Annotated in this window: 9 protein-coding genes; 3 read left to right on the forward strand and 6 right to left on the reverse strand. The window is 59.8% G+C overall.

The genetic code is table 11. The features are described 5' to 3' along the window. Nucleotides 1-50: 50 nt before the first annotated feature. The 3 genes from fadA to DBP26_RS16865 all read right to left on the reverse strand — a co-directional run bounded on the left by fadA (nt 51) and on the right by DBP26_RS16865 (nt 4,420). Entirely contained in the window at nt 51-1,226 is a 1,176-nt protein-coding gene (fadA, locus tag DBP26_RS16855) for an acetyl-CoA C-acyltransferase FadA (protein WP_108238652.1), read from the reverse strand. A gap of 23 nt (nt 1,227-1,249) precedes the next feature. Then, nucleotides 1,250-3,397, reverse strand: coding sequence for a fatty acid oxidation complex subunit alpha FadB (gene fadB, locus DBP26_RS16860; RefSeq protein WP_108238653.1), 2,148 nt, complete (start codon nt 3,395-3,397; stop codon nt 1,250-1,252). Between the two features lie 585 nt (nt 3,398-3,982). Continuing rightward, entirely contained in the window at nt 3,983-4,420 is a 438-nt protein-coding gene (locus DBP26_RS16865; protein WP_108238654.1) for a hypothetical protein, read from the reverse strand. A 110-nt stretch (nt 4,421-4,530) separates the two neighbouring features. Here DBP26_RS16865 and DBP26_RS16870 point away from each other — a divergent pair, with 110 nt between their 5' ends. Beyond that, nucleotides 4,531-4,974, forward strand: coding sequence for a universal stress protein (locus tag DBP26_RS16870; protein WP_108238655.1), 444 nt, complete (start codon nt 4,531-4,533; stop codon nt 4,972-4,974). Between the two features lie 63 nt (nt 4,975-5,037). On the opposite strand, the gene DBP26_RS16875 is transcribed toward DBP26_RS16870, so the two are convergent. After that, nucleotides 5,038-6,960: an ATP-binding cassette domain-containing protein gene (locus DBP26_RS16875; RefSeq protein WP_108238656.1), complete on the reverse strand. Its 1,923-nt coding sequence runs from the start codon at nt 6,958-6,960 to the stop codon at nt 5,038-5,040. 215 nt (nt 6,961-7,175) lie between these two features. On the opposite strand from DBP26_RS16875, the gene DBP26_RS16880 reads away from it, so the two are divergent. Next, the gene (locus tag DBP26_RS16880; protein ID WP_108238657.1) at nt 7,176-9,104 is read left to right on the forward strand and encodes a transglycosylase SLT domain-containing protein; all 1,929 of its coding nucleotides are present in this window, start codon (nt 7,176-7,178) and stop codon (nt 9,102-9,104) included. Nucleotides 9,105-9,277: 173 nt separating this feature from the next. Here the strand turns inward: DBP26_RS16880 and DBP26_RS16885 are convergent, their stop codons facing one another. Both DBP26_RS16885 and DBP26_RS16890 read right to left on the reverse strand, forming a co-directional pair. Then, complete coding sequence (locus DBP26_RS16885; protein WP_108238658.1) at nt 9,278-10,087, reverse strand: MOSC domain-containing protein; 810 nt, start codon at nt 10,085-10,087, stop codon at nt 9,278-9,280. Between the two features lie 121 nt (nt 10,088-10,208). Next, nucleotides 10,209-11,135, reverse strand: coding sequence for a chemotaxis protein CheV (locus tag DBP26_RS16890; protein WP_108238659.1), 927 nt, complete (start codon nt 11,133-11,135; stop codon nt 10,209-10,211). A gap of 533 nt (nt 11,136-11,668) precedes the next feature. Between DBP26_RS16890 and DBP26_RS16895 the strand changes: the two genes are divergently transcribed. After that, on the forward strand, nt 11,669-12,181 hold the full coding sequence (locus DBP26_RS16895) for a hypothetical protein (RefSeq protein ID WP_177411070.1): 513 nt from the start codon (nt 11,669-11,671) through the stop codon (nt 12,179-12,181). Nucleotides 12,182-12,564: the final 383 nt, after the last annotated feature.

Here is a 12,564-nt window from a genome sequence, read left to right on the forward strand (position 1 = left end):
ACAAAAACAAAAGCCGGGGCACCAGGCCCCGGCTTGCGCATTCGCACCGATCAAACGCGTTCGAAAACGGTGGAAATGCCCTGCCCCAGACCAATACACATCGTGGCCACACCGAGGGTGCCGCCTTTCTGCTTCATGACATTGAGCAGCGTGCCGGAAATGCGCGCCCCCGAACAGCCAAACGGATGCCCCAGAGCGATAGCGCCGCCGTGCAGGTTAACCTTCTGGTCCATCTTGTCGAGCACTTTCAAATCTTTGAGCACCGGCAGTGCCTGCGCCGCAAAGGCTTCATTGAGTTCGAAGTAGTCGATGTCGTCGATGCTCAGGCCCGCACGCTTGAGGGCTTTGTGGGTCGCCGGGACCGGGCCGTAGCCCATGATGGCGGGGTCCACACCGGCAACGGCCATGGACCGAATGACGGCCATCGGCTGAATGCCCAGGTCCATCGCTCGCTGGCCCGACATGACGATCATGCAGGAGGCGCCGTCGGTAATCTGCGACGAAGTGCCCGCGGTCACGGTACCGCCTTTGGGGTTGAAGGCCGGCTTGAGCGTCGCCAGGCTTTCCAGCGAAGTCTCGGGACGAATGGTCTCGTCGTAGTCATACATCTTCAGGAAGCCGTTTTCGTCATACCCCTGCATAGGGATGATTTCGTCCTTGAAATTGCCTTCAACGGTGGCCTGATGCGCCAGACGGTGGGAGCGAACGCCAAAAGCATCCTGCGCCTCACGGGTGATGCCATGCATTTTGCCGAGCATTTCGGCGGTCAGGCCCATCATGCCCGAAGCCTTGGCGGCGTAGAGCGACAGGTGCGGGTTCGGGTCGACACCGTGCATCATCCCGACATGGCCCATGTGTTCCACCCCCCCAATGACGAAAACGTCGCCATTGTTGCTCATGATCGCCTGAGCAGCGGTGTGCAAGGCACTCATCGACGAGCCGCACAGGCGGCTGACGGTTTGAGCGGCCGACGTGTGGGGGATCTGAGTCATCAACGACGCCATGCGCGCGATGTTCCAGCCCTGCTCCAACGTCTGGTTCACGCAGCCCCAGATCACATCCTCGACTTCCGCCGGATCGACCTTGGTGTTGCGTTCCAGCAACTTGCTGATCAAGTGCGCCGACATGTCTTCGGCGCGGGTGTTGCGGTGCATGCCCCCCTTGGAGCGGCCCATCGGTGTACGACCGAAGTCGACGATCACGACGTCTCTAGGATTCAAGCTCATATTCTCACCTGTTCGTTGGGCACTTAGCCGAAGAAGCGTTGGCCGTTACGGGCCATTTCGCGCAGCTTCGCAGTGGGGTGGTACAGGGCGCCCAGATCAGCGTATTGGTCAGCCAGGGCAACGAATTCAGCCACACCGATCGAATCGATGTAACGCAGCGCACCGCCGCGGAACGGAGGGAAGCCGATGCCGTAAATCAGGCCCATGTCAGCCTCGGCGGCCGTCTCGACGATCCCGTCTTCCAGGCAGCGCACGGTCTCCAGACACAGCGGGATCATCAGCCAGTTAATGATGTCCTCGTCGCTGACCTCGCGCTGCTCATAGATGACCGGCTTGAGCACCTCTTGTACCGAAGCGTCGACGACTTTCTTCGGCTTGCCCTTCTTGTCGGTTTCGTAGACGTAAAAGCCCTTGCCGTTCTTCTGGCCCAGTCGATTGGCGTCGTACAAGGCGTCGACGGCAGAGCGGCGGTCGTCCTTCATACGATCAGGGAATCCTTCTGCCATGACGTCACGACCATGATGGCCGGTGTCGATACCCACCACGTCCATCAGGTACGCCGGGCCCATGGGCCAGCCGAATTTCTCCATGACCTTGTCGATGCGCACGAAGTCCACACCGGCGCTGACCAGCTTGGCGAACCCGCCGAAATAAGGGAACAGGATGCGGTTGACCAGAAAGCCTGGGCAGTCATTGACCACGATGGGGTTTTTACCCATTTTCTTGGCGTACGCCACGGTGGTGGCGATGGCCACTTCGCTGGATTTCTCGCCGCGAATCACTTCGACCAGCGGCATCATGTGCACCGGGTTGAAGAAGTGCATGCCGACGAAATTCTCGGGACGCTTGAGCGCCTTGGCCAACAGGCTGATCGAAATGGTCGAGGTGTTCGACGCCAGAATGGCGTCTTCGCCCACCTGCCCTTCCACTTCAGCCAGCACTGCCTGCTTGACTTTCGGGTTCTCGACGACAGCCTCAACCACCAGATCCACATGGCCGAAATCGCCGTAGGAAAGGGTCGGACGAATCGCACTCAGCGCTTCTGCCATCTTGGCAGGGGTCAAACGACCTTTCTCGACGCGCTTGCCCAGCAATTTCGATGCTTCGTTCACGCCCAGACCGATGGCCTCTTCGCGGATGTCCTTCATCAGGATCGGCGTGCCTTTGACAGCGGACTGGTAGGCGATGCCGCCGCCCATGATGCCGGCGCCCAGAACCGCGGCTTGCTTGACGTCCTTGGCGACCTCGTCATAACGCTTGGCTTTCTTTTTCAGTTCCTGATCGTTCAGGAACAGACCGATCAGGCTCTCTGCAGCCGAAGTCTTGGCCATCTTCACGAAACCGGCGGCTTCGACTTCAAGCGCCTTGTCACGACCGAAATTGGCGGCTTTCTGGATGGTTTTGATCGCTTCGACCGGTGCCGGGTAATTCGGCCCCGCTTGGCCGGCCACGAAGCCTTTGGCCGTTTCGAACGCCATCATCTGCTCGATGGCATTGAGTTTGAGCTTGTCCAGCTTTGGCTGGCGCTTGGCTTTGAAATCGAACTCGCCGGAGATGGCCCGCTTGATCAGGTCCAGCGCGGCCTCGCGCAGTTTTTCCGGAGCCACCACGGCGTCGACCGCGCCCACTTTCAGTGCATCTTCGGCACGGTTGTCCTTGCCCGAAGCGATCCATTCGACCGCATTATCAACGCCGATCAGGCGTGGCAACCGAACGGTTCCGCCGAAGCCGGGATAGATCCCCAACTTGACTTCCGGCAGACCGATCTTGGCGTCGGTGGACATGACGCGGAAATCCGCTGCCAGGCACATTTCCAGCCCGCCACCCAGCGCGATGCCGTTGATGGCCGCGAGGGTTGGGACGTTGAGGTCTTCGAAGTCACTGAAAATCTTGTTGGCTTCGAGATTACCGGCAACCAGTTCGGCCTCCGGCAGTTTGAAGTTGTCAACGAATTCGGTGATGTCGGCGCCGACGATAAAGACGTCCTTGCCGCTGGTGACGATAACGCCTTTGATCGAAGCGTCGGCCTTGATGGCAGCCACCGCTTGACGAAGGTCGTTGAGGGTGAGGCGATTGAACTTGTTGACGGACTCACCCTTGAGGTCGAAATTCAATTCGACGATGCCGCTTTCAAGAGCCTTAACCGTGATGGCTTTACCTTCGTAAATCATCAACTGATCTCCACGATATGGAAGCTGAACAATACGCATCAGACGCTGAAATCCGGCGCAAAACACGAGGCTTTCGTGGTTGCAGATACCAAACGCCAGTCACCCCGTCGACGCGATTCGGGCGTCTGTAAGAGCATTCCTACGGCAAACGCTCAATTCATACGCCCGTTTGATTTGGGTGCGCCTACCTTCTGCCATATTCCAGCAATTGTCAATTCACCTGACAGCGGACAAAACTGGCAAATCGCAGGTGAAAGAAACACCTGATGTGGGGATATTCATCGTGCTGATCACGTTCAATGCAGGCGCGCACCGTTAAACGCATGAACCGACGATTGACCTGCCGATAGCGAAAAATAATCGGATCCATGGCAGACAAATGCACCAATAAGGTCTACATTCAGCGCACTGCGCATCAAGACGGGTCGTTTTCGAAAAAGGAAGTGGATCGAATCGGAACGTTTCTCGCGGCCTTGCACCGCAAAATGCCATGAATTACGGCCTGCCTGGCCAACCCCCAGCCCGATGTTGTTATCGGGCTTTTTAATGCCTGCATTTCAGCTGCACCGGGCCAGTTGTTGATGCCTAGGCCAGCGCCTTCAACACCGCAGCAATGCGCTGCAACACTTCTTCATCGCCACGTTCGGCCCAATACACCGCGACCAGTTGGGGGCCAGCCTCTATCTTGTAGACGTCCTTAGGTAGCGTCTGCAGGTGCGGGAGCACACGTGGATCGTCACAAGGCTCTCGCCATGTATTGACCCACTGACCCGGAGCTGTCTGCCAATACGCCCAAAGGTCTGGCTCAGGTTTCGCGCGAGGCCGATAGTATTGCGCGCAAGGATTGGGCGGCTCGGCCGGCAACCAGTGCGGCCACTCCTGAGGGGTCAGTTGCATGGCCAGGCCGATGCGCCGCGCAGCCATGCGCATCGCCATCCGACCGCTCTGCGAACGGGACGGGCGAAGCCACACCAACGGGCTCAATACGACGGCAATGATTGACAGCACTATCCACACCGTCATATGTCTATGCCCCAGTCGCGGAGAGCGACGAGCGAAACGTCACGGCGTGCCATGAGGCGCGTGAAAAGAGCCATAATCAAAACCATCGCAGACCTCAGAAGGAACATCCCATGTCCTATGAACATATTCTGGTAGCCGTGGACCTCACTGAAGAGTGCGATCCGGTCATCAAGAAAGCCACGCAATTGGCCTTGAACTCCAACGCCAAGCTGTCGCTGGTGCACATCGTCGAACCCATGGCGATGGCGTTCGGCGGCGATGTGCCGATGGATCTGTCCCAACTGCAACAACAGCAATTCGACCAGGCCAAGGAAAAACTCGAGGCGTTGAAACTCAAATACCCGGAGGTGAAAACCGGAGACAGCCATCTGACCTACGGCCAGCCGCGCCAAGAGATCCATCAATTGGCCAAAGAACACAAGGTCGACCTGATCGTGGTTGGCAGCCACGGCCGTCATGGCCTGTCGCTACTGCTGGGCTCAACCGCCAATGATGTGCTGCATGGCGCCCCGTGCGACGTGCTGGCGGTCCGGCTGATCAAGCGAACCGAGTGACCCGCTTCAGACGAAAGCCCGAACCTCTGTAGGTTCGGGCTTTTTTATAGCGCTGCCCTGCTGTCACTCGTCAAGCTCGGCCCAGCGCTCGACCAGTGCATCCAGCGCCTGATTCGCCTGTTCCAACGCACTCAGCACCTGAGTGGTTTCTGCTGCGGGACGCTGGTAAAAGCCTGGTTGCGCGATCTCGGCCTGAATCGCCGCGATCTCCTGCTCCTTGGCGTCGATTTCACCCGGCAACGCTTCCAGCTCACGCTGCAGCTTGTAGCTCAACTTCTTCTTCGGTGCGGCCCCGTCTTCGCGCACGGGCGCGGGCGCCTCAGCCGTCGGCTGGACGATCGCCGAGTTAAGGTCCGCCTTGCCGGATTTGCTTTCTGCCACACCCAGCAGACGCGGCGAACCGCCCTGGCGTAGCCAGTCCTGATAACCCCCGACGTATTCGCGGACCTTGCCTTCGCCCTCGAACACCAGCGTGCTGGTGACCACGTTGTCGAGGAAGGCCCGGTCGTGGCTGACCATCAGCACCGTTCCCTTGAAGTTGGAAAGCACTTCTTCGAGGAGCTCAAGCGTCTCGACGTCCAGGTCGTTGGTCGGTTCGTCGAGCACCAGCAGGTTGGCAGGCTTGCTGAACAACTTGGCCAGCAACAGACGCGCCCGCTCGCCCCCGGACAGCGCCTTGACAGGGGTTCGGGCCCGTTGCGGACTGAAAAGGAAATCGCCCAGGTAGCTCAATACGTGACGGTTCTGGCCGTCGATTTCGATGAAGTCCCGACCTTCGGAGATGTTATCGATCACCGTCTTTTCCAGGTCCAACTGATGGCGCAACTGGTCGAAATACGCGACTTCCAGGTTGGTACCCACTTCCACCTTGCCAGACGTCGGCTGCAGGTTGTCGAGCATCAGCTTGAGCAGCGTGGTCTTGCCAGTCCCGTTGGCGCCCAGCAGGCCGATGCGATCTTCGCGCTGCAGCACCATGGAAAAATCCTTGATCAACGTCGGGCCGCCAGGATGGGCAAAGCTGACATTTTCCAGGACCATCACTTGCTTGCCGGACTTCTCCGCGGTATCCAGCTGGATATTCGCCTTGCCGGTGCGCTCACGGCGCTGACTGCGCTCGACGCGCAACGCTTTGAGCGCGCGGACACGACCTTCGTTACGGGTCCGACGCGCCTTGATGCCCTGGCGAATCCACACTTCCTCCTGCGCCAGGCGCTTGTCGAACAGCGCGTTGGCGGTCTCCTCGGCGGCAAGGGCCGCTTCCTTGTGCACGAGGAAGCTGGCGTAGTCGCCGTTCCAGTCGATCAGCCCGCCGCGATCGAGCTCCAGAATCCGGGTGGCGAGGTTCTGCAGGAAAGACCGGTCGTGGGTAATGAACAGCACGGCGCCCTGAAAGTCCTTCAGGGCCTCTTCGAGCCAGGCGATGGCGCCGATGTCCAGATGGTTGGTCGGCTCGTCGAGCAGCAGCAAGTCTGGCTCGGCCACCAGCGCCTGGGCCAGCAGCACGCGCCGGCGCCAGCCACCCGAGAGATCGGCCAGGGTCTTGTCGGCCGGGAGCTGCAGGCGGCTCAATGTGCTCTCGACCAGTTGCTGAAGACGCCAGCCGTCACGGGCTTCGAGGTCCGACTGGACGTGCATCAGCTTGTCCAGGTCTTCAGCGGTCACGATATTCTGGCTCAGGTGATGGTACTCGGCGAGCAACGCGCCGACGCCATCGAGCCCCTCCGCCACCACGTCGAACACGGTACGACCGTCGGCCACCGGCAATTCCTGTGGCAATTCGCCGATCTTCAGACCCGGCGCGCGCCAGACGCTCCCGTCGTCAGGCAGTTGCACGCCCTTGACCAGTTTCAACATGCTGGATTTGCCGGTGCCGTTGCGACCGATGATGCACACCCGCTCGCCACGGGCGATCTGCCAGGACACCTTGTCCAACAACGGCATGGCGCCGAACGCAAGGGACACATCGCTTAATTTGAGCAGGGTCATGAGCTTCTCCAAAAACCGGGCGCGCATTCTACCTGAGATGATCCGCGCATAGGGGACTGAATGACACGTGGCGTTGCTGCACACTGGCCAGGCAGAGGGTATTCGCAGCGGGGGTTTGTATCCATCTGTGACTGTCTACGACCGGGTGCTTCAACCGGCGCGGGCAAACCGCTAAGCTAGCGACACTTTTCACGGTTCATCTGCACGGAAGTCTCATGCGCAGTCGTTTGTTCAGCCTTTTGTCCTGCCTGCTTCTGTCGGCCACCGCTGCCCAGTCCGTCCAAGCGGTCGATATCACCACTCAACGTCAATACTACGATCAAGCCAAGCGCGCCCTGGCCAAGGGCGATGCCGGGCCGTACCGGATGTACGCATCGGCCCTGGCCGACTACCCGCTTGAACCCTATCTGGCCTACGACGAGTTGACGGCACGCCTGAACACGGCGAGCAATGACGAAGTCGAGAAGTTTCTCGCGGCGCATGGCGACCTGCCGCAGGCCAACTTCATGAAGTTGCGCTGGCTCCGCCTGCTGGCCGCTCGTGGCGACTGGCAACCTTTCGTTCGGTACTACGACCCCAAACTCAATTTCACCGAACTGGACTGCCTCTATGGCAGCTACCAGCTCAGCCACAACATGCGCTCGGAGGGCTACGCCAACGCCGAGAAGCTCTGGATGACCGGCAAAACGCTGCCCGCCGCCTGCGATGCACTTTTCACGCAATGGGCCGTGGAGGGGCAACTCACCGAGCAGAAGCGCTGGCAGCGCGCCAAACTCGCCGCCCAGGCCCGTAACTACGCGCTGGCCAACCAACTGGTGAACAGCATGACCACCCTGGCCCCTCAGGGCCGCTTGCTGATCGCTGTCGCGCAGAAGCCCGAGCTGGTCAACAACCAGAGCCAGTTCATGCCGGCCGATGAGGCCATGTCCGACGTGGTCGGCCTCGGGTTGAGACGCCTGGCCAAGCAGGACCCGCAGCGCGCCATGGAGCTGCTGGACAGCTACTCGCCCGTGCTGCGTTTTTCCCATGAGGAGCAGGTGCAGATTGCCAAGGAAATCGGCCTGACCCTGGCCCGTAGCTACGATGGCCGCGCACTGGAAGTCATGACCAAATATGACCCGGACCTGCGTGACGACACCGTCACCGAGTGGCGCTTGCGCCTGCTCCTTCGCCTCGGGCGCTGGGGCGATGCCTATGAACTGACTCGGCGCTTGCCCCAGGACCTGGCGACCACCAACCGCTGGCGCTATTGGCAGGCCCGAGCGCTGGAGCTGTCCCAGCCCAACAACCCGCAATTGCCTGCGCTGTACCGCGCAGTATCCAAAGAACGCGATTTCTACGGGTTCCTCGCTGCCGATCGCACGCAAACGCCCTACATGCTCAACAACAAGCCATTGCCATTGACCCAGGCGACAATCAATAAGGTGCGCAACACGCCGGGCATTCGCAGGGCGCTGGAATTCTACGACCGGGGCGAAGTGGTGAACGGGCGCCGCGAGTGGTATCACGTCACCCGACACTTCACCCGCGATGAAATGGTCGCGCAGGCGAAGCTGGCCTACGACATGCGCTGGTATTTCCCGGCCATTCGCACCATCAGCCAGGCGCAGTACTGGGACGATCTGGACATTCGCTTCCCGATGGCCCACCGCGACACGCTGGTCCGTGAAGCCCAGATTCGCGGCTTGCATTCCAGTTGGGTGTTCGCCATCACCCGTCAGGAAAGCGCCTTCATGGATGACGCGCGCTCCAGCGTCGGTGCCAGCGGCCTGATGCAGTTGATGCCAGCGACGGCCAAGGAAACCGCGCGCAAGTTCAGCATTCCGCTGGCGTCCCCCGCCCAGGTGCTGGATCCGGACAAGAACATTCAGTTGGGGGCCGCCTACCTGAGCCAGGTCCACGCGCAGTTCAACGGTAACCGGGTGTTGGCATCGGCCGCCTATAACGCCGGCCCAGGCCGCGTGCGTCAATGGCTCAGGGGAGCCAATCACCTCGCATTCGATGTATGGGTGGAGAGCATCCCGTTCGACGAGACGCGCCAGTACGTGCAGAACGTGCTGTCCTATGCGGTGATCTACGGCCAGAAGCTCAATGCTCCACAGCCGTTGGTGGACTGGCACGAGCGGTTCTTCGACGATCTGTGACAGGTCCACCCGGGGCAGCGATACCCCGAACGCCGGATCATCGAGAAGCGTCGAGGGATCACCGCCCCTCGACGTCACCGGTATGCGTCAGAAACGCTCGGTTGAAGGCCGTTTCGACACTGGCGGAACCGTGATCCGGTTCACTGGCAACCCGAGTGCGCTAGTCGCCGCCGCTATTCCAACACCTCAACTTGCATCCCGACGGCAACCTCCCCAGCACCATCGCTGACCAGGTTCTGCCCGAACCAGACTTCGCCCTCGCGCTCACGGTATGTCTTGAGCGTGCTCAATGGCTCCCGGTCTTCGCTGCGCACACCGGTGGCCGGGTCGATGGTGGTCAGGATGCAGCGGGAACAGCCCTTGAGCACCCGAAACTCCAGGTTGCCGATGCGAATTCGCTTCCAGCCATCCTCGGCGAAGGCTTCAGCGCCTTCGATCACCAGATTCGGACGAAACCGCAGCATTTCCTGAGGCCGCCCGATCTTGGCCGACAGATCGTCCAACGACGCCTGGCCGATCAACAACAGTGGAAAACCGTCGGCGAAACTGACCTTGTCGTCGACGGTGCCGTATCCAGAGGGGAGCCAGCGTGCGCGCTCCTTGGGCATGTGCACCATGCGGGTAGGCTTGCCGATGAAGTCACTGACCCAGCGCGCCGCCTCGTCGCCCGCGTCGGGCACACGCAACGTATCGCGCCAGACCGTCACACCCCGCAGGTTGCCCTCGACGTCATCGGGCAAAGGGACGTGCAACGACGCATGGCCGGGGGCCGACAGTGTCACCCCACCCTGCTCGCTCCAAGAGACCGATAACTGAGACATATGGGGCAAGGCGCGCTGAGTGAAGAAACGGCCATTGCTTTCGTCCACCAGCATCCAACGTCGGTCGCCACTGAGTCCCAACTCATCGAAACGGGCCTGTTGCAGCGGTTCGGCCTTGCAGGACTTGAGGGGGTACCGGTACAGCGCGCTGAGGTGCAGCATGGACGCGTCCTTGAGGTGAAGTGAGCGAAAAAAACTCACTCTATACGAGCCGTAGCCATCGCGAACGGTACAGATACAAAAAAGCCCCTCGATACAGCGAGGGGCCTGGTGGGTCGGGTGATCAGTTCTCTAGCATCAGGCGCTCGCGCACGACATCCACCAGCTTGTCCGGCTGGAACTTGGAGAGGAAGTTGTCGCAGCCGACCTTCTTCACCATCGACTCGTTGAAGCTGCCCGACAGCGAGGTGTGCAGCACCACATACAAGCCACGCAGACGGGGATCGTGACGAATTTCAGTGGTCAGGCGATAGCCGTCCATTTCCGGCATTTCTGCGTCGGTGAAGACCATCAGCAATTTATCCGTCATGACTTCGCCGCTGTCAGCCCACGCTTTGAGCATGTTCAATGCTTTCAGACCGTCGCTGGCCACGTGCAATTTCACGCCCAGTTGGCCCAGGGTATCGCGCAACTGCGACAGGGCGACCTTGGAGTCGTCCACCAGCAGGACTTCGCGACCGCGGGCTCTGCTGAGGATCGGATCGTCCAGCTTTTCGCGCGACACCTTGGCACTGTACGGCACAATCTCCGCAAGGACTTTTTCCACGTCGATGATTTCGACCAACTGGTCGTCGACCTTGCTGATGGCGGTCAGGTAATGCTGACGCCCCGCGCTGCCGGGCGGCGGCAGAATCGCCTCCCAGTTCATGTTGACGATGCGATCCACGCCGCCGACCAGGAACGCCTGAACAGAGCGGTTGTATTCAGTGACGATGATGGTGCTGGACGCGCCAGGCACCAGCGGCCGCATGCCGATGGCCTGAGACAGATCGATGACGGGCAGCGTCTGCCCGCGCAGGTTGACCACGCCGCACACGTAGGGATGACGTTGGGGCATCAGGGTCAGCTTGGGCAGTTGCAGGACTTCCTGAACCTTGAATACGTTGATTGCGAACAACTGCCGACCGGCCAGGCGGAACATGAGAATTTCCAGGCGGTTCTCACCTACCAGCTGTGTACGTTGGTCTACTGTGTCGAGAATGCCAGCCATCGGTTGCTCCTGGAGCAGGGGTTTCAAGTGAGTCCGCACTTGAGTTATCGGCAGGGTTGGCGCAGACCTTAATCAAGGACGTCTGCTTATCAAAAAATTGATATCATAGTAACATCATGATCCAATCATCGGCATCTTCCGGTTTCAACGCCTGGCAACCGTAGCGCTATTTTCTTGATCGGCGAGGCGCATCTACGCTGCACCCTAGGGGTATCCCTTAATCTCCATCAGGGCGAACCTGATATTCGCGGTTTCCAATACTCATTATTGTGACGCCATTCTCATTGAGTGAATGGAGTCAGCTACGTGGCCGCGTTCGTGGACTATCCCGATCCCCTCGTCGAAGCAATAGAAACGGACGCAGGGATCCGCGGTTTTGCGTGGTGCAATCCGAAAGGCAACGCCTGCTCGGTGACATGCACATCACAATATTCAGAAAAGCCCTACAGACTTCCCATTGCCTTCAACCTTAACTTTGGGCCACTCGCCCCGCGCGTCCTCGGATCGCGTTCCATGAAGAGTGGAGATTTCACATGCTGAACGGCAATGAATGGCATGAGGTGCACAGTGAATTTCTGTACGACGCCCAACAGCTGATGACGCGCGCGGAAGAGTGCCTCACTCATCTGGAGTTGATTGGCGACGATAAAGACGCCATTGAATGCCTGTTGGGCACCCTGCAACGGATTGCGGGCAGGGCGGACGCCGCCTCGGTTCAACCTATCGCCGGTTTTGCCCGGCAACTGCGCTACCTGTTGTATTTCGCCAGTGCCGCCGGGCGCTTGCAGCCCAAGGCATTGGTCTCCCTGCGTCAATGCCTGTCGCTCCTGGCGTGGCAGGTCGAGCTGGTCGACCCAGCGACAGGTGGGCTGCCATTGGACGACACCGAGCAGCGCGAACTGCTCGATCAATTCGGTTGCTGTTGCGGGGTCGGTCAGCTTGAAAGCGGTCCAGACGTCTCAGTGAACTGGACGGTTCCCCGGGCTGTGGCCCACCCCTTGCCCGATTCGCTCGCCAGCAACGGCGATCATCCCGGCCCTCTCTGAGCGGCGAAGTCTCTCCCACGCGTTCGTGCACAGGGCCGAGCGTGCCGGGCAAGCGCTTGGGTGTTCATCTCCGGCGGGCAGTGAAATGACCCGCAATGACCTGTCGTGCGTCGAGGGTTGAAGATCTTCCAATGCCCATGAATTCGCTCTTATCGGATCAATTCCTGACGACTCGGACAACTTATTGTCCAGTCCCTTGTTTGAACTTAGCGCTTAATAAACCCGGTATTTAAGGTAATATCGGCGCCCGCGACTGAACGCATCTGTAAGCGCTATCGTTGTTGAACCTCGACCCTGTTTTTGTACACGCACGTATAAGGCGAGCGGGCTATAGGGGCCTCGCTGGCCCCATTAAGTGACCTGGGGAACAACTGCTCAGGTAT

Source organism: Pseudomonas sp. RIT409 (assembly GCF_003052515.2).
Lineage (GTDB): Bacteria > Pseudomonadota > Gammaproteobacteria > Pseudomonadales > Pseudomonadaceae > Aquipseudomonas.